Below are 16,429 nucleotides of genomic sequence, written 5' to 3' on the forward strand. Positions count from 1 at the left end.
ATCATCCACCGTTCTGCCGCGATCGTTGGCAGACTGGGTGGGTGATTGTCGTCGTCTGCCCTGGACAGGGCTCGCAGACCCCCGGATTCCTCGCCCCCTGGCTCGAGCTCGACGGAGTGGAAGAGCGTCTCGCCGCCTACTCCGAGGCCGCACAGCTCGATCTCCGCGCGCACGGCACCGAGTCGGACGCGGACACCATCCGTGACACCCGCGTCGCCCAACCGCTGATCGTGGCCGCCTCCCTCGTGGCCGGTGATGCCCTCGTGGCCGGCGCCGGTCGCCGCGCGGATGGCATCGCCGGGCACTCCGTCGGGGAGATCGCGGCGCTCGTCGGCAGCGGCGTGCTGGACGCCGAGACGGGCATGCGCCTCGTCGGCATCCGCGGGAGGGCGATGGCCGATGCCGCCGCCCAGACCCCGACGGGGATGAGCGCGGTGCTCGGCGGCGATGAGGAGGCTCTCCTCGCCCGACTCGCCGAGCTCGGCCTCGCGCCGGCGAACTTCAACGGCGGCGGGCAGATCGTCGTCGCCGGTCCCCTTCCGGCCCTGGCGGCTCTCGCCGAGGAGCCGGTCAAGGGCACGCGCGTGGTGCCGCTCCAGGTCGCCGGCGCATTCCACACCGACTACATGGCCTCCGCCGTCTCGACCCTCCGCGACGCGGTCGCCGATGTGCAGCCGGGCGACCCCGAGATCACGCTCTGGACCAACCGCGACGGCTCGGTCGTGACCGACGGCAGGACGGCGCTCGACTACCTCGTCGACCAGGTCTCCTCCCCCGTCCGGTGGGACCTCTGCATGGCTTCGTTCGCCGACGCCGGCGTGACCGGCGTCATCGAGCTCGCCCCCGCGGGCGCCCTCGTCGGTCTCGCCAAGCGCGGCCTGCGCGGCGTGCCGACGGTCGCCGTGAAGACCCCCGAAGACCTCGAAGCCGCCGTCGCGCTGCTGAACGGAGAAGCCGCATGACCGCCTCCCTCGCCCAGATCGCCGGGCCCGCCTACACCCGCATCTACGCGTTCGGCGCGGCTCGCGGCGAGAACGCGGTGCCCAACGAAGACCTCATCGGGCCGATCGACTCCAGCGATGAGTGGATCCGTCAGCGCACCGGCATCATCACGCGGGCGCGGGCCGACAAGGACACCGACGCCATCGACCTCGCGACCGCGGCGGCAGCCGAGGCCATCGAGAAGTCGGGCGTCCCGGCCGCCCATGTCGACCTCGTGATCGTCGCGACCATCAGCAACCCGAAGCAGACGCCGTCCGTCTCCGCGATCGTCGCGGACCGCGTCGGGGCCAACCCGGCCGCGGCCTACGACATCAACGCGGCCTGTGCGGGCTACGCCTACGCCGTGGCGCAAGCCGACGCGCTCATCAAGGCGGGTGCGGCCCGCCACGCGCTCGTGATCGGTACGGAGAAGCTCTCCGATGTCGTCGACCCGACCGACCGCAGCATCTCCTTCCTCCTCGGCGACGGCGCCGGCGCCGCGCTCATCGGCCCCAGCGACACGCCGGGCATCGCCCCCGCTGTGTGGGGCAGCGACGGCTCGAAAGCAGACGCCGTGGGCATGAACGCCACCCTCACGGATTTCCGCGACGGCGTCGTGCCGTGGCCGACGCTCCGCCAGGAGGGCCCGACGGTCTTCCGCTGGGCCGTCTGGGAGATGGCGAAGGTCGCACGTGAGGCGCTGGAGAAGGCCGGGATCGAGGCCTCCGACCTCGCCGCCTTCATCCCGCACCAGGCCAACATGCGCATCATCGACGAGTTCGCCAAGCAGCTCGGCCTGCCGGAGACCACCGTCATCGCCCGCGACATCGAGACCACCGGCAACACGTCGGCCGCCTCGATCCCTCTCGCCAGCCACCGCCTCATGGCCGAGCACCCGGAGCTCTCCGGCGGACTCGCCCTGCAGATCGGCTTCGGCGCCGGCCTCGTCTTCGCAGCCCAGGTCGTCGTCCTTCCCTGAAGACGCGTCGACCTTCCCTAGACTGTTCCACGGTTCCGAATACAACCCGCAAGAAAGAGGAAGACCACCATGGCTTTCACCAACGATGAGGTCCTCGCCGGCCTCGCAGAGCTGATCACCGACGAGACCGGCATCAACGCCAGCGAGGTCGCCCTGGAGAAGTCGTTCACGGACGACCTCGACATCGACTCGATCTCGATGATGACGATCGTCGTCAACGCCGAGGAGAAGTTCGGCGTCACCATCCCCGACGACGAGGTCAAGAACCTGAAGACCGTCGGCGACGCCGTCAACTTCATCGTCGCGGGCCAGGAGTAATCCCGGAAGGATGCCACCCTCGCCCCGGGTGAGGAGTGGCATCCTCCGTCCCTGCCCATCCCCCGCACGACCTCGTTTCGACAAGGAACCACACCTCATGACCAAGCGCATCGTCGTCACCGGCATCGGCGCCACCTCCGCCATCGGCGGGACGGCACCGGAGAACTGGGACAACCTTCTCGCCGGTGCCTCCGGCGCCCGCACGATCGAGCACGACTGGGTGCAGGAGTACGACCTGTCCGTCACGTTCGCCGCCTCCGCGAGCGTCCGTCCGGAAGAGGTGCTGCCCCGCCACGAGGCGAAGCGTCTCGACCCGTCTTCACAGTTCGCCCTCATCGCGGCCCGTGAGGCCTGGGCGGACGCGGGCTCGCCCGAGGTCGCTCCCGAGCGCCTCGGCGTCGACTTCGCGACCGGGATCGGCGGCCTCTGGACGCTGCTCGACGCCTGGGACACGCTGCGCGAGAAGGGCCCCCGCCGGGTCATGCCGCTGACCGTGCCGATGCTGATGCCGAATGCGGCCGCCGGCAACCTGTCGCTGCAGTTCGAGGCCCGCGCCTACGCACAGACGGTCGTCAGCGCCTGCGCCTCCAGCACCGAGTCGATCATCCACGCCTTCCACCACCTGCAGGAGGGCCTGGCCGACGTCGTCATCGCCGGCGGCACGGAGTCGGCGATCCACCCGATCACCATGGCCGCGTTCGCCTCCGCGCAGGCGCTGTCGCGTCGCAACGACGACCCCGCCCACGCCTCCCGACCCGGCGCGATCGACCGCGACGGCTTCGTGATGGGCGAGGGCGCAGCGGCCCTCATCCTCGAGACAGAGGAGCACGCCAAGGCCCGCGGCGCGAAGATCTACGGCTACGTCCTCGGCGGTGGAGTGACCGCCGACGCCTACCACATCACCGGCAACGACCCCGAGGGCAAGGGGGCGGCCCGTGCCGTCGTCCAGGCACTCGAGGAGGCCGGCATCACCCCCGACCAGGTGACGCACATCAACGCCCACGCGACCTCGACGCCGGTCGGCGACCCCAACGAGTACGTCGCGCTGAAAAACGTCTTCGGCGACCGGATCGATGAGATCCCGGTGTCGGCGACCAAGGCGTCCACCGGACACCTCCTGGGCGGGACCGGCGCGCTGGAGGCGATCTTCTCGCTCCTCGCGCTGCGGGACCGCGTGGCCCCGCCGACGATCAACATGACCGAGCCGGACCCGGAGGTGCCGTTCCGTCTGTCTGGAGAGGCGGCTCCGCTCGGCGACGGTCCGCAGATCGCCATCAGCAACTCGTTCGGCTTCGGCGGACACAACGCCGTGCTCGTGCTCGGCGGCGTCGACTGACCGCTTCCGCATCCGCGACGAAGGCCCCCGGGATCATCTTCCCGGGGGCCTTCGTCATGCGCAGTCCGCTCTCACCCTTCGACAGGCTCAGGGACCCAGGGGCGCGCTCGCCCGGACGGCGAGGAGCTGCGAACGCTGCCGACGGCGGCGCTCGATCCGCGGGAGGAACCAGCCGATCAACGGACCGACGCCGAACGCGAACAGCACGGTGCCGACGCCCACCGGACCGCCGAGGAGGAAGCCGACGAGCAGCACGGAGCCTTCGATGACCGTCCGCGCCAGCCAGACCGGCCACCGGGTCACCCGGACGAGCCCCGTCATGAGTCCGTCGCGCGGTCCGGGGCCGAAGTCCGCCGCGATGTAGAGACCGGTGGCGAATGCCAGCAGCACGAGTCCGAACACGAACATGGGGGCCCCGACCCACACGGACGGCGGAGCAGGCAGCACGAGGAGCGTGAGATCGGCGAACGGGCCGATGAGCAGCGCGTTGAGCAAGGTGCCGAGGCCCACCCGTTGACGGAGCGGGATCCACAGCAGCAGGACGATGATCGAGATCAGCACCGTGACGACCCCGTACCCGAGTCCCGTCCAGCGTGCGACACCCAGCGACAGGACGTCCCACGGCGCGACGCCGATGCCGCCGCGCACCATGAAGCCGAGCGCGACGCCGTAGAGGAAGAGCCCGCCCACGAGCTGCGCCAGCCGCTCGACCAGGTCTCGACGGCTGGTCGCGGTGAAGGGCAGGAAGACGGCACGGAAGAGCATCTCCCCATCGTGGCCCGCGCGAAGGCGTGACGAGGCCGACCACTGAGCGAAAAGTGGCCTGCACATGGAAGGCCACTTTGCGGCAGGCTGGACGCATGGCCTCCCGTCTCGTCACCCAGCTCGGCACCCAGGACATCGATGACGCCTCGGCCTCGGGCCTGGCCGACCGCATCAGGGCCCTCATCCTCGACGGACGCCTCACGGTCGGCGAGAGACTGCCGAGCGAACGGGCCCTCGCCCTCGAACTCAGGCGATCACGCTCGACCATCACCCGCACCTACGGCGTTCTGGAGGCCGGCGGCTACGTGTCCCGGCATCATGGCGGAAGCACCAGAGTGACCCTCCCGCACGGCCCGTCGGCCGCCGCCCCCGACGCGGACGACGAGGCGATCGACCTGTCGATTGCCTCGATGGACTCGACCCCCGGCCTGTACGACGCGACCGTGCGGTCCCTCCCCCGGCTCGCGGCCCTGCGCGGGACGAGCGGCTATTCGCTGCAGGGCCTTCCCGAGTTGCGCGATGCCGTCGCCCGCCGATTCACCGAGCGCGGCGCGGTGACCTCGGCGGACGAGATCATGATCACCTCCGGCGCCCTCAACGCCGTCAACCTCATCCTCACGGCGCTGGGGCGCCGGGGCGAACGCGCCCTCGTGGAGCAGCCGACCTTCCCGCACGCGCTCGAGGCTCTGCACCGGCACGGCTACCGGCTTCTCCCGACGCCGGTCGACACCGATGGCTGGGACGCCCGGCACCTCACCGACACCCTGCTGACCGCACGCCCGCACGTCGCGTACCTCATCCCCGACTTCCACAACCCCACCGGAGCGACGCTGCCGCAGGAGGAGCGGTCTCGGATCGCGACGACGGCCCGCAACACCGGCACGCACCTGATCGTCGACGAGACGACGGCAGAGCTCGACATCGACCGGGGATGGGCACCGGCGCCGATGGCGGCCGAGGGCCCGAACGTGATCACGGTGGGATCGATGTCGAAGATCGCGTGGGGAGGCCTGCGCATCGGCTGGATCCGCGCCGAGCGCTCGGTCATCGCCCGGCTGCTGGCCGTCCGACCCTCGTTCGAGCTCGGCACGGCCCTCCTCGAGCAGTGCATCGCCGTGGAGCTGCTCGACGACGTCCCCGCGCTCACCCATCACGTGCGGCGCCGCCTGAGCGCCGGGCGGAACGCGGTGGCCGCGGCGATCGCCGAGATCCCGGGGATGCGGATGCCGGAGACGCCCGGCGGCCTCTCCGCCTGGATCGATCTCGGCGCCCCGTTGTCGACCACACTCTCCCTCGCTGCACGCGAGCGGGGACTCATCCTCCCGCCCGGGCCGCGCTTCACCACCGGCGGAGTGTTGGAGCGGCGACTCCGGGTTCCCATCACGCTCCCGCCCGAGCGCGCGGCGGAGGCGATGACGCGTCTGGCGCAGGCCTGGGCGGACGTGCGCGGCGGTGGTGTGAACACGGTCGACGACCTCGCGCACGCGGCCGTGATCTGATCTGCGCAGACGAAGACCCCGCCCAGTCTGCCGGGGCGGGGTCTTCGTCGAGCGGAGCGGGGATTCGTCTTCTCAGCGTCCGGGATCACTCACCGGCATCCGATACTCACGCCTCCGCGCTCCCGGTATCGACGGTCGGTCAGCCGACCTTGTGGAGCCAGACGACGCGCGCGTCGTCGCTGGCGTGACGGAAGGGCTCCAGCTCCTCGTCCCAGGCGGACCCCAGGGCGATGTCGAGCTCGCGCTGCAGCTCGACGGCGTTGCCCGCGGCGATCTCCATCGCGTAGCGGATGCGATCCTCTCCGATGACGATGTTGCCGGCGGCATCGGTCTGGGCGTAGTGGATGCCGAGGTCGGGCGTGTGCAGCCACCGACCGCCGTCGCTGCGGGGCGTCGGGTCTTCGGTCACCTCGAACCGGAGGTGCTCCCAGCCCCGGATCGCGGTCGCGAGGGCAGCACCGGTACCGACGGGACCATCCCAGTAGAACTCGGCGCGGCGTGCGCCGGTCAGCACAGGCTGCTCGGTCCAGTCGAAGTTCACCGCACGCCCGATAGCGCGACCCACCGCCCATTCCAGGTGCGGGCAGAGCGCGCGAGGCGCCGAGTGGATGAACACCACTCCGCGTGCGTAAGCCGTCGCCATGATCTCTCCGTTTCATCAGGTGCGTCTTCCCCTACGACCTGAACCACGAAGTGGCGAGAGTATGCGGTTGTGCGCCCATTCTCGCCGAGTTCCCGCGAAATCACAAGCATGTGATTCGACGACGAAGGCCCCGGTCCGTGGACCGGGGCCTTCGGGCGCTTCGATGAGCTCAGCGACCCAGTATGGGGACGCTCAGGCCTCGCTCATGGCCTGCTTGACCTGCTGGCCCTTCGCGGCGTAGTAGGCCGCGCGAGCGGCATCCTTGCGGGCCTGCTCGGCGTAGCCGAACTCGAGCACGTCCTGCGGGACCTCGACGTTCGGGACGTCGTCGGTGCCGTGGTACTTCTCGATGTAGGCGTCGAGCTCGGGACCGGAGGTCCACGAGGTGATGAGGCAGTAGCGCGGGTCGGTGCCGTTGTGGGTGGCCGCGTGCCACAGACGCTGGGTGTCGACGATGAGCTGCGCACCGGCCGGCAGGGCGATGCGGTACTCGATGCTGGGGTCCGTGCGGTTCTCACGCAGGACGAAGTAGCTGTCCTTGTCGTCCGTCAGGTTGAAGAACCCGCGCACGACCCAGCCGGTGCCGTCCGGGTTCAGGCGGTTGTTGTCGTCCTGGTGGAGGTTGTAGAGGCAGTCGCCGTAGGGGGTCGGCTGCAGCTCGATGACGCGGCAGCGCCCGACGTTCGCGCCCGGCTCCTGCGCACGGCGCGTGAGGTTCGGTGCCTTGGCGGTCTGCTCGTCGATCCAGACGCCGTCCTTGTCGGTGCGCGGCGGCTTGTGGTTCCAGAAGCCGTTGCACTCGATGTCGCCGAAGGCGCTGGCGAGGGGTGCGAACCGGGTGTCGCCCGAGGACTTCCAGTCGACGTACTCGATGTCGAGCCACTCCTTGGGGTCGGCCTCCTGGTCGTAGCTGTCGAGGACGACGAAGCCCTTCTCCTCCAGCGCTGCGGACTTGATGTATCCCATGATCGAGTCATGTTCCTTTCATCGGGGGCCAGCACGTTTTAACAGGCCCTGATAAGGCAAGGCTAACAGCGGGACCTGGCGCTCCCCCGGAGGGTCGCCGTGGATAAGCGAATAGACTGGGCGGGGCACCCGGCGCGTCCGTGGCGCCTGTCGCTACGGGAGGACGAGACACCAGCATGAGCACCGCGACCAACGTCGAGGCGACGGCAGTCAACACGATCGAATGGCTCGCGGCGGGACGCACGACCATCGTCGTCCCCGTCTACCAGCGGCAGTACCGCTGGGACATCGGCGGCTGCGAGCGGCTCCTCTCCGACGTCAGGGCGGTCGCCGCGGAAGACGACGCGCATCGCCACTTCATCGGCTCGATCCTCTCCGCCGAGGACGGCTCCGGCCCGGACGCCGACCTCATCCTCATCGACGGGCAGCAGCGCCTCACCACGCTCATGCTCCTCGTCGCGGCGCTGCATCACTCGGTGCGTGAGCGCGATCCGGAGCTCGCCGCCGATCTCGCCCGCGTGCTGGTCCGCCCCGACGACCCCGAGCGCACGAAGCTGCGTCCGCACGAGGCCTGGGCCGATCTCTACGAATCGGTCGTGCTCGATCGCCGCGACGACCTCGACCGCGAGTCGCGCTTCGACGACAACTACGCGTTCTTCCGCAGCCAGATCCATGCCGACGAGGCACCGTCGATCTGGCGGGGACTGCAGCGACTCGAACACGTGTCGATCACGCTCGGCGCCCAGGCCAACGCGCAGCAGATCTTCGAGAGCCTGAACTCCACCGGCGAGCCGCTGCGGGATCACGAGCTGATCCACAACTACATCCTCATGGGGCTGAACCACGCCGAGCAGATGGACGTGGAAGCGCGGTTCTGGCTGCCGATCGAGCACCACACGGGCGAGGCGATCGGGGCGTTCTGGCGTCACTACCTCGTGCTCGTGACGGGGCGAGAGGTGGCGGCGAACGGGGAGCACGGCGTGTACAGCGCCTTCCGCCGGTCGTTCCCGCGCGTCGACGTCGCCCACCTCCAGGCTGACGCCGAGACGTGGCGGCACTATGCGGAGATCTACGGCATCCTCCTCGATCCGACGAAGGAGCAGGACCCCGAGGTCGCGCGGCAACTGCGGTACGTCAACACGTTCGGACGCTCCTCCTACCCGCTGGTCATGAGCGCCTACAGCGATCACGCGCGTGGCCGCATCGACCGGGGTCAGCTCCTCGAGACGCTCGAGTGGCTGCAGGCGATGTTCCTCCGTCGCGCGCTCGTGAACCTTCCCGCCGAACGCCTCATCGCCCGGCTCTGCCGTGCGCGTCGCGACGGACACGACGCCCTCGCCCGCGCCATCGCGCGCATCACTCCGTCGGACGAGCGGGTCAGCGCCGTGCTCAAGTACAGCGAGCTGCCGTACCCGGCCTATGTGCTCGGCCGGCTCGAGGGCGTCGACGACGTGGACGGCTTCGATGTCGAGCACATCGTGCCCGCCGTGCCCGGCGACGCCTGGTCTGGCGATGGCGTGCGCCCCTGGAGCGAGTACTCCGAGGACGAGCAGAACAGCCACCGCGCCCTCGCACCCACTCTCGGCAACCTCACGCTGCTGGAACAGGGGCTGACGGAGCGGGTCTTCGGTGCCTCGTTCCCCGTCAAGCGCGATGAGGCCTATGCCCGCAGCGCCGTGCCGGCGACCCGTGCCCTCGCTGCCCAGGAGTCCTGGGGCACGGCGGCCATCACCGCACGCACGGTGGGCCTGACGGCCGACCTCGTCCGCGTGTGGGCACGACCCGCACTGCCCGAGATCGACGACGACGGCCTCACCCCGATCCTGGACGCCGTCCGCCGCCGCGGCTGGCCCGCGGGGTGGGAACGCGAGTTCGACTACGTGGAGTATCGGGGCGAGCGGTGGGAGGTGTACGACGTCAAGCACCTGTTCAACCGCGTGTTCCGTCGCGCGTGGACCGACACGACCGAGGCCGCTCTGGCCTACTGCGCGACCCACGGCGGACCGATCTACCGCGACAAGGCATGGAAGGGGCAGTGGGACGACCTCGACGACACGCACTTCCTCTACATGGGCTGGGACTCGAACTACATGATGACGGCCGTCCAGGGAGTCCTCGACGAGTCCGGAATCGCCGCCGAGGTCTTCGTGAAGTACTCCTACATCGGGAATGTGATGTGACCATGACCACTGTCCTCCGCCGCCGCCTGCTCGACCTCGCCGTCGAGGAGCACACGCTCACGGTCCCCCTCGTCTGGGACGACCCGGCAGACACCCGCACCATCGACGTGTTCGCCCGCGTGGTCGCACGGGAGGGAGGCGAGGCCCTCCCCTATCTGGTGTTCCTGCAGGGCGGGCCGGGCCACGAGGCGCCGCGCCCCTTCCACTCCTCCACCGCGCCGGCGTGGCTGGACCAGGCCCTCGCGCACTATCGACTCGTCCTGCTCGATCAGCGCGGCACCGGGCTGTCCTCCCCTGTCGGCGACGGCGACCTCGTGCGGGGCGCCGAAGCCGTCGCCGAGCATCTGACGCACCTGCGCGCCGATGCCATCGTGCGCGACTGCGAGGCGCTGCGGGAGCACCTGGGGGCGCCGACGTGGAGCGTCCTCGGGCAGTCCTTCGGCGGGTTCACGACGCTGGCCTACCTGTCGACCCACGCGGCTTCGCTCGACGACGTCTTCATCACCGGAGGCCTCAGCACGGTCGAGCGCGACCCGGACGAGGTCTACGCCCTCTGCTACGACAAGATGCGCACGGCGTCCGAGCGGTACTACCGACGCTTCCCGGAGCACCGCGACGTCATGCGACGCCTGATCGATCTTGCGGACGCCGGTGAGATCGTCCTCCCCGACGGCGAGGTCGTGTCGCGTTCCCGCCTGCGCTCGGTCGGCTCCGCTCTCGGCACCGACGACGGCTGGCAGACGGTCTGGTCGCTGCTGGAACGGGATCCCGCATCCAACGCCTTCCGGCACGACCTCCAGCACGCCATGCCCTTCGGCGGCCGCAACCCGCTGTACTACGCCTTCCACGAGTCGAGCTATGCGAACGGACACACCACGCGGTGGTCCGCCGAGCGCGTCGAGCCGACCGATTTCCGCGACGATCCGACGCTGTTCACGGGCGAGCACGTCCGTCGCGAGTGGGCCGACACCGTCCCGGCGCTGCAGCCCTGGAGCGAGGTGACGTCGATCCTGGCGGACCACCCCTGGCCGCGGATCTACGACGCCGCTGCTCTCGCCGCCTCCGAAGCGACGGGCGCCGCCGCCGTCTACGTGAACGACGTCTATGTGCCCCTGGAGTTCTCGCTGGAGACCGCCCGTCTCCTCCCCGGCGTGACACCCTGGGTGACGAGCGAGCACGAGCACAACGGCCTGCGGACGGGGCCCGTACTGGAACGGCTGATCGACCTCGCCCACGGACGCCGCATCCGCTGACCTCCGGAGCGCGACGGGTGCCGTCGGCGCGCTCCGCGATCTATCCTGGGGCCATGGAGCATCTGCTCGGATGGACCACGATCGTCCTCGTGCTCGGCACGGGACCGGTGCTGTTCTTCGTGGGCATCCGGCATTCCCTCTCCCGTCGTCCGGTCGAGGAGAAGTACGAGCAAGCCGGGTCCGGAGGGCTGGTCGGTGTCTTCGACGCGGTGTGGTCGCCCACCGCGCACGAGGCCGGCCAGGAGCGGGATCGGCAGACCCGGCGCACGGCCCCGGCGCCGACCCCCGGAGATCCGCCGGGCCGCATCGAGCGCGGACGCATCGTCATCGACGTCTGAGCGACCGCCCGGCCCGGGCATGACGAAGGCCCCACACTCCGAGGAGTGCGGGGCCTTCGTGGGCGGTCTTACTTGGAGGAGCCGCCGAAGCCCTTGAAGCGCTGGTTGAACTTCTCGACGCGGCCGGCCGAGTCCATGATGCGCTGCTTACCCGTGTAGAAGGGGTGCGAGGCCGAGGAGATCTCGACGTCGATCACCGGGTACTCCACGCCGTCCAGCTCGATGGTCTTGTCGCTGGTGACGGTGGAACGGGTGAGGAAGGTCTCGCCCGAGCCCAGGTCGCGGAACACGACAGCCTTGTAGTCGGGGTGAATGTCAGTCTTCATGGGATTCCTTTGTTGCTGCCCTGGATTGTGCCAGGGACGAGGGAAGTCTGCGGTGCCGAGCGCACCAAGGATCGATTCTACCAGTACTTCGACGGGCGCAGTAACCCATCAGAACCGAGGTCAGGAGGCGGCGCGGGCGGAGTAGCGCCCGTCCTCGCTGCTGAGCGTGATCGGCATCCCGAAGGTCTCGCCCAGGGCATCCGCGGTGAGCGTCTCGGCGATCGGCCCCGCCGCCACCACGGCGCCGTCACGGATCAGGAGCACATGGGTGAACCCGACCGGGATCTCCTCGACGTGATGCGTCACCATGAGCATCGCGGGCGTCGTCGGTGCGGACGCGTAGCCGCCCAGCAGCGCGAGGAGCTCCTCGCGCGAGCCGAGGTCGAGCGAGGCGGTCGGCTCATCGAGGAGCAGCAGCTCCGGGTCGGTCATGACCGCCCGGGCGATCTGCACACGCTTCTGCTCACCGTCGCTCAGCGTGCCGAACGTGCGGTCGGCGAGGTGCGCGAGGCGCCAGTCGCCCAGAACGCGCAGCGCACGCCGCTCGTCGATGTCCTCGTAGCTCTCGTTCCAGCGTCCGAGCACGGAGTAGGCCGCCGTGAGGACGGTGTTGAGCACCGTCTCATCGCGCGGGATGCGCTTGGCCATGGCCGACGACGCGAACCCGATCCGCGGACGGATCTCGAAGACGTCCGCGCGTCCGAGCGTCTCGCCGAGAACCGTCACCGTGCCCGAGGTGGGGTGCATCAGCGTGTCGGCGAGCTGCAGCAGGGTCGTCTTGCCGGCACCGTTCGGCCCGAGGATCACCCATCGCTGATCGTCCGAGACCTGCCAGGTCACGTGATCGATGATGTTGCGCCCCTCTCGGCGCACGACGACGTCGGTGAACTCCAGAGCGATCGGCATACCGAAAGCCTATCGGCTCACGCGGTCAGCTCCGCGTAGAGCGCGCGGGTCTCATCGGCGATCGCGGCCCAGCTGAACTGCGTGCGGGCCCGCTCCCGGCCGGCTTCCCCGTACTCCCGGGCCCTCTCCGGATCCGTGGCCACCTCGGTGAGGACCGCGGCGAGATCGGCGACGAAGCGCTCGGGGTCGGTCGGCGTGCCCGTCCCGTCCTGCACCTGCTCGATCGGGACCAGTCGGCCGGTCACGCCGTCGTCCACCACCTCGGGGATCCCGCCGGTCGCTGTCCCGACGACGGCGGCTCCGCAGGCCATCGCCTCGAGGTTCACGATCCCGAGCGGCTCGTAGACGGACGGGCAGACGAAGGTGGTCGCCGCGGCCAGGATCGCCGACAGCTCGTCCCGCGGCAGCATCCGCTCGATCCACACCACGCCCTTGCGGGTCTGCTGCAGCAGCCGCACCCCCTCCTGGACCTCCGCCATGATCTCCGGCGTGTCCGGAGCACCAGCGCAGAGGATGAGCTGGACCTCGGGCGGCAGCAGCCGTGCCGCCTGCAGGAGGTAGGGCAGCCCCTTCTGCCGTGTGATGCGTCCGACGAAGACGACCGAGGGCCGGTCCGGGTCCATGCCGATCGAGGAGAGGAACGCGGGGTCCTGAACAGGACGCCAGCGCTCCACGTCGATGCCGTTGTGGATCACCCGGACCCGCGCGGGGTCGACCTGCGGGTAGCTGCGGAGGATGTCCGCACGCATGCCGGCACTCACCGCGATCACCGCGGCGGCGTTCTCGTAGGCGAGCTTCTCGATCCCGCTCGACACGGCGTAGCCGCCCCCGAGCTGCTCGGCTTTCCACGGCCGCAGCGGTTCGAGGCTGTGCGCCGTGAGCACGTGCGGGATCCCGTGGAGCTGGGAGGCGAGATGACCGGCGAAGTTCGCGTACCAGGTGTGACTGTGCACGACGTCGGCGCCCGCGATCGCGGACACGATCTCCAGGTCCGTGCCGAGCGTCTGCAGCGCCGGATTGGCGCCGGCGAGACTCTCCGGTGCCCGGTAGGCGAAGGTGCCCTCCTCGTCGCGCGGCGCACCGAACGCGCGCACCGTCACGTCGATGTCCCGACGCAGCGCGGACACGAGCTCGGCGACGTGCACACCCGCGCCTCCGTAGATCTCCGGCGGATACTCCTTGGTGATCATCTCGACTCGCATTCCTAGACGCTATCGAGCGGGTTGTCCAGATGCTAGTTCCCCGCGCCGAACGGGATCTATGGTGGAGCCATGTCCGCTCCAAAGAAGGTCTTCGGGATCATCCTCGCCGGCGGCGAGGGCAAGCGACTCATGCCGCTGACGGCCGACCGCGCGAAACCCGCCGTCCCGTTCGGCGGCCAGTACCGCCTGATCGACTTCGCCATCTCGAACCTCATCAACTCCGGGCTGAGACAGATCGTCGTGCTCACGCAGTACAAGTCGCACAGCCTCGACCGGCACATCTCCCAGACCTGGCGCATGTCGGCCCTGCTCGATTCGTATGTGACCTCGGTCCCCGCCCAGCAGCGCCTGGGCAAGCGCTGGTTCTCCGGCTCCGCGGACGCGATCCTGCAGAGCATGAACCTGATCAACGACGAGAAGCCCGACATCGTCGTCGTCATCGGCGCCGACCACGTCTATCGGATGGACTTCCGCCAGATGCTCGAGGCGCACATCGAGTCCGGGGCGAAGGCGACGGTGGCGGGCATCCGTCAGCCGCTCGCCCTGGCGTCCCAGTTCGGGGTCATCGACGCCGATCCGGAATCCGGACGGATCCGGCAGTTCCTGGAGAAGCCGACCGACGCCACGGGTCTCGCGGACTCCCCGCACGAGGTCCTGGCCTCGATGGGCAACTACATCTTCGACACCGACGCCCTGATCGCGGCGGTCGAGGCCGACGGGGAGCTGCCCACGTCGAGCCACGACATGGGCGGCGACATCGTCCCGTACTTCGTCGACCGCGGCGAAGCCGGCTACTACGACATGAAGCAGAACGAGGTCCCCGGGTCGTCGCCGCGCGACCGCTCGTACTGGCGCGACGTGGGGACGATCGACTCGTTCTTCGACGCGCACCGGGACCTGATCTCGACCCTCCCGATCTTCAACCTCTACAACATGGAGTGGCCGATCCACTCGCAGGCGGTCAACTCCCCGCCGGCGAAGTTCGTCCGAGACTCGGTGGGGCGGATCGGCAACGCCATCGACTCGATCGTGTCGCTGGGATCGGTGCTGTCCGGCACGCACCTCGAACGCAGCGTCGTGGGCCCGTGGACGCTCGCCGGCGGCGGCTCGACCATCACGGACTCCGTGGTGTTCGATCACGTGCACGTCGGTCAGGGTGCCCGCGTGCACCGCGCGATCCTCGACAAGAACGTCGTCCTCGCCGACGGCGCGACGGTCGGAGTCGACCGCGAACGGGATCTCGCCCGCGGGTTCACTGTCACGGAGTCGGGGATCACGGTCGTCGGCAAGGGCGTGTTCATCGAACGCTGACGCGTCATGCGGCACGGGCTCCGGTCCCTCGGTCGCTAGGCTCGGTGGGTGACCACCGCGCGATTCCTCGTCGTCCTCGATGCCGACTCCACGCTCATCCGGAACGAGGTGATCGAGCTCCTCGCCGAGGAGGCCGGGCGTCGGGCCGAGGTGCAGGCGGCCACCGAAGCTGCGATGCGCGGCGAGATCGATTTCGCGACGAGCCTCCGCTCTCGTGTCGGCGCTCTCGCGGGCGTTCCCGTCGAGGCGTTCGCCCGCGTTCGCGCCCGCGTGGAGCCGACCCCGGGCGTCCGCGACCTCACCGCCGCCGTGCACGCTCGGGGCGGAATCGTCGGCGTCGTCTCGGGAGGGTTCCACGAGATCCTCGACGACGTCGCACCGGGACTCGGCGTGGACCGCTGGCGCGCGAACCGCCTCGAGGTCGCCGACGGCGCGCTCACGGGCCGGGTGGACGGTGACATCGTCGACGGTGCGGCCAAGGCCTTCTGGCTGCGTACCTGGGCGGAGGAGCTCCACGTGGCGCCGCACGCGACCATCGCGATCGGCGACGGCGCCAACGATCTTCCGATGATGGCGGTCGCCGGGCTGGGGCTCGCCTTCAACGCCAAGCCCGCCGTCCGCGAGTCCGCGAGCCTGGTCATCGGTCCGGTCGACCTCGGAACGGTCATCCCGCTCCTCCCCTGACGCTGGCCGATGTCCGGGGCCGGGTCTACCGTCAGATCATGGACATCATCCTCATCCCCGGCCTCTGGCTCGACGCCTCCAGCTGGGACGACGTCGTGCCCGCCCTCGTGCGCGCCGGCCACCGCTCTCGTCCGCTGACCATGCCCGGGCTCGACGCGTCTGCGGAGACAGCGGCGGGTATCGGGATCGACGACTGGGTCGCGGCCGCGGTCGCCGCCGTCGATGCCGCGGAGGGCGACGTGGTGGTCGTCGGACACAGTGGCGGAGGCAATGTCGCCTGGGGCGTCGCCGACGCACGACCTGACCGCGTGGCCAGGGTCGTCTTCGTCGACACCGTGCCCCCGCCCTCGGGTTCGGGCATCAGCGAGTTCCCGGTGCAGGACGGCGTCGTCCCGTTTCCGGGCTGGAGCTTCTTCCCGGACGAGGACGTGCACGATCTGGACGACGAGACCCGCACGAGGACCGTCCCGCTCACCCACAGCGTGCCCGCGCGGGTGCCGACGGACGAGCTCGCTCTGAGCGACCCGGCACGGTACCGCATCCCGGTCACCCTGCTGATGGGAGGGCTGGATCAGGAGGCTTTCGATGCGGTGATCAGCCAGTGGGGTCCGTACGCGGAGGAGTATCGGGCGATCGACGACGCCGAGGTCGTCCGGATCGGCTCCGCGCACTGGCCGCAGTTCTCGGCGCCCGAGCGTCTCGCCGAGCTCCTCGTGCGGGCGATCGATCGCTGACGGGGAGA

17 protein-coding genes are annotated in these 16,429 nt (G+C 69.8%); 11 read left to right on the plus strand and 6 right to left on the minus strand.

Going from position 1 to position 16,429, the window contains the following annotated elements:
- The first annotated feature begins 41 nt into the window (after positions 1–41).
- The 4 genes from WFJ36_RS05470 (at position 42) to WFJ36_RS05485 (ending at position 3,614) form a co-directional block, all read left to right on the plus strand.
- Entirely contained in the window at positions 42–962 is a 921-nt protein-coding gene (locus tag WFJ36_RS05470; protein ID WP_336642840.1) for an ACP S-malonyltransferase, read from the plus strand.
- Positions 959–1,960: a beta-ketoacyl-ACP synthase III gene (locus WFJ36_RS05475; RefSeq protein ID WP_071329458.1), complete on the plus strand. Its 1,002-nt coding sequence runs from the start codon at positions 959–961 to the stop codon at positions 1,958–1,960. The genes WFJ36_RS05470 and WFJ36_RS05475 overlap by 4 nt, the downstream gene beginning before the upstream one ends.
- A 69-nt stretch (positions 1,961–2,029) precedes the next feature.
- Positions 2,030–2,278: an acyl carrier protein gene (locus tag WFJ36_RS05480; protein ID WP_017202249.1), complete on the plus strand. Its 249-nt coding sequence runs from the start codon at positions 2,030–2,032 to the stop codon at positions 2,276–2,278.
- A gap of 97 nt (positions 2,279–2,375) precedes the next feature.
- Complete coding sequence (locus tag WFJ36_RS05485) at positions 2,376–3,614, plus strand: beta-ketoacyl-[acyl-carrier-protein] synthase family protein (RefSeq protein WP_336642841.1); 1,239 nt, start codon at positions 2,376–2,378, stop codon at positions 3,612–3,614.
- Positions 3,615–3,701: 87 nt separating this feature from the next.
- Here WFJ36_RS05485 and yczE read toward each other — a convergent pair whose 3' ends face one another.
- Complete coding sequence (yczE, locus tag WFJ36_RS05490) at positions 3,702–4,379, minus strand: membrane protein YczE (protein ID WP_336642842.1); 678 nt, start codon at positions 4,377–4,379, stop codon at positions 3,702–3,704.
- A 95-nt stretch (positions 4,380–4,474) separates the two neighbouring features.
- On the opposite strand from yczE, the gene yczR reads away from it, so the two are divergent.
- A complete protein-coding gene (gene yczR, locus WFJ36_RS05495; protein ID WP_336642843.1) occupies positions 4,475–5,878 on the plus strand; it encodes a MocR-like transcription factor YczR in 1,404 nt (467 codons plus the stop codon).
- A 139-nt stretch (positions 5,879–6,017) separates the two neighbouring features.
- Here yczR and WFJ36_RS05500 read toward each other — a convergent pair whose 3' ends face one another.
- Positions 6,018–6,521, minus strand: coding sequence for a DUF3145 domain-containing protein (locus tag WFJ36_RS05500; protein WP_025103621.1), 504 nt, complete (start codon positions 6,519–6,521; stop codon positions 6,018–6,020).
- A 192-nt stretch (positions 6,522–6,713) separates the two neighbouring features.
- Complete coding sequence (locus WFJ36_RS05505) at positions 6,714–7,487, minus strand: hypothetical protein (RefSeq protein WP_025103622.1); 774 nt, start codon at positions 7,485–7,487, stop codon at positions 6,714–6,716.
- A 176-nt stretch (positions 7,488–7,663) separates the two neighbouring features.
- Here WFJ36_RS05505 and WFJ36_RS05510 point away from each other — a divergent pair, with 176 nt between their 5' ends.
- The 3 genes from WFJ36_RS05510 to WFJ36_RS05520 are packed head-to-tail and all read left to right on the plus strand — an operon-like array spanning position 7,664 to position 11,258.
- Positions 7,664–9,667 carry a DUF262 domain-containing protein gene (locus WFJ36_RS05510; protein WP_336642844.1) on the plus strand — a complete coding sequence of 668 codons (2,004 nt, stop codon included), beginning with the start codon at positions 7,664–7,666 and terminating at the stop codon, positions 9,665–9,667.
- Positions 9,664–10,920, plus strand: a complete 1,257-nt coding sequence (locus WFJ36_RS05515) for an alpha/beta fold hydrolase (RefSeq protein ID WP_292790215.1) — start codon at positions 9,664–9,666, stop codon at positions 10,918–10,920. The genes WFJ36_RS05510 and WFJ36_RS05515 overlap by 4 nt, the downstream gene beginning before the upstream one ends.
- A 53-nt stretch (positions 10,921–10,973) precedes the next feature.
- Positions 10,974–11,258 carry a hypothetical protein gene (locus WFJ36_RS05520; RefSeq protein WP_126893090.1) on the plus strand — a complete coding sequence of 95 codons (285 nt, stop codon included), beginning with the start codon at positions 10,974–10,976 and terminating at the stop codon, positions 11,256–11,258.
- A 68-nt stretch (positions 11,259–11,326) separates the two neighbouring features.
- Here the strand turns inward: WFJ36_RS05520 and WFJ36_RS05525 are convergent, their stop codons facing one another.
- The 3 genes from WFJ36_RS05525 to glgA form a co-directional block, all read right to left on the minus strand.
- Positions 11,327–11,584 carry a type B 50S ribosomal protein L31 gene (locus WFJ36_RS05525; protein ID WP_017202258.1) on the minus strand — a complete coding sequence of 86 codons (258 nt, stop codon included), beginning with the start codon at positions 11,582–11,584 and terminating at the stop codon, positions 11,327–11,329.
- Between the two features lie 120 nt (positions 11,585–11,704).
- Positions 11,705–12,490: an ABC transporter ATP-binding protein gene (locus tag WFJ36_RS05530; RefSeq protein ID WP_292790218.1), complete on the minus strand. Its 786-nt coding sequence runs from the start codon at positions 12,488–12,490 to the stop codon at positions 11,705–11,707.
- Between the two features lie 17 nt (positions 12,491–12,507).
- The gene (gene glgA / locus WFJ36_RS05535; protein ID WP_071329465.1) at positions 12,508–13,692 is read right to left on the minus strand and encodes a glycogen synthase; all 1,185 of its coding nucleotides are present in this window, start codon (positions 13,690–13,692) and stop codon (positions 12,508–12,510) included.
- A 69-nt stretch (positions 13,693–13,761) separates the two neighbouring features.
- Between glgA and WFJ36_RS05540 the strand changes: the two genes are divergently transcribed.
- The 3 genes from WFJ36_RS05540 to WFJ36_RS05550 are packed head-to-tail and all read left to right on the plus strand — an operon-like array spanning position 13,762 to position 16,421.
- Complete coding sequence (locus WFJ36_RS05540) at positions 13,762–15,003, plus strand: glucose-1-phosphate adenylyltransferase (protein ID WP_060921847.1); 1,242 nt, start codon at positions 13,762–13,764, stop codon at positions 15,001–15,003.
- A 48-nt stretch (positions 15,004–15,051) separates the two neighbouring features.
- Positions 15,052–15,687: a phosphoserine phosphatase SerB gene (gene serB / locus WFJ36_RS05545; RefSeq protein WP_071329466.1), complete on the plus strand. Its 636-nt coding sequence runs from the start codon at positions 15,052–15,054 to the stop codon at positions 15,685–15,687.
- A 38-nt stretch (positions 15,688–15,725) separates the two neighbouring features.
- Positions 15,726–16,421, plus strand: coding sequence for an alpha/beta fold hydrolase (locus WFJ36_RS05550; protein ID WP_292790219.1), 696 nt, complete (start codon positions 15,726–15,728; stop codon positions 16,419–16,421).
- The last annotated feature ends 8 nt before the right edge of the window (positions 16,422–16,429 follow it).

Origin of the sequence: Microbacterium sp. MMO-113 (genome assembly GCF_037148555.1) — a bacterium.
Taxonomy (GTDB): Bacteria; Actinomycetota; Actinomycetes; order Actinomycetales; family Microbacteriaceae; genus Microbacterium.

What these genes read in the sequence shown, in the direction of transcription:
- WFJ36_RS05485 (WP_336642841.1), top strand. Translation starts at nt 2,376, where the DNA reads ATGACCAAGCGCATCGTCGTCACCGGCATCGGCGCCACCTCCGCCATC.
- WFJ36_RS05520 (WP_126893090.1), top strand. Translation starts at nt 10,974, where the DNA reads ATGGAGCATCTGCTCGGATGGACCACGATCGTCCTCGTGCTCGGCACG.
- WFJ36_RS05510 (WP_336642844.1), top strand. Translation starts at nt 7,664, where the DNA reads ATGAGCACCGCGACCAACGTCGAGGCGACGGCAGTCAACACGATCGAA.
- WFJ36_RS05480 (WP_017202249.1), top strand. Translation starts at nt 2,030, where the DNA reads ATGGCTTTCACCAACGATGAGGTCCTCGCCGGCCTCGCAGAGCTGATC.
- WFJ36_RS05530 (WP_292790218.1), bottom strand. Translation starts at nt 12,490, where the DNA reads ATGCCGATCGCTCTGGAGTTCACCGACGTCGTCGTGCGCCGAGAGGGG.
- glgA (WP_071329465.1), bottom strand. Translation starts at nt 13,692, where the DNA reads ATGCGAGTCGAGATGATCACCAAGGAGTATCCGCCGGAGATCTACGGA.
- yczR (WP_336642843.1), top strand. Translation starts at nt 4,475, where the DNA reads ATGGCCTCCCGTCTCGTCACCCAGCTCGGCACCCAGGACATCGATGAC.
- WFJ36_RS05525 (WP_017202258.1), bottom strand. Translation starts at nt 11,584, where the DNA reads ATGAAGACTGACATTCACCCCGACTACAAGGCTGTCGTGTTCCGCGAC.
- WFJ36_RS05540 (WP_060921847.1), top strand. Translation starts at nt 13,762, where the DNA reads ATGTCCGCTCCAAAGAAGGTCTTCGGGATCATCCTCGCCGGCGGCGAG.
- WFJ36_RS05475 (WP_071329458.1), top strand. Translation starts at nt 959, where the DNA reads ATGACCGCCTCCCTCGCCCAGATCGCCGGGCCCGCCTACACCCGCATC.
- WFJ36_RS05505 (WP_025103622.1), bottom strand. Translation starts at nt 7,487, where the DNA reads ATGGGATACATCAAGTCCGCAGCGCTGGAGGAGAAGGGCTTCGTCGTC.
- WFJ36_RS05500 (WP_025103621.1), bottom strand. Translation starts at nt 6,521, where the DNA reads ATGGCGACGGCTTACGCACGCGGAGTGGTGTTCATCCACTCGGCGCCT.
- WFJ36_RS05550 (WP_292790219.1), top strand. Translation starts at nt 15,726, where the DNA reads ATGGACATCATCCTCATCCCCGGCCTCTGGCTCGACGCCTCCAGCTGG.
- yczE (WP_336642842.1), bottom strand. Translation starts at nt 4,379, where the DNA reads ATGCTCTTCCGTGCCGTCTTCCTGCCCTTCACCGCGACCAGCCGTCGA.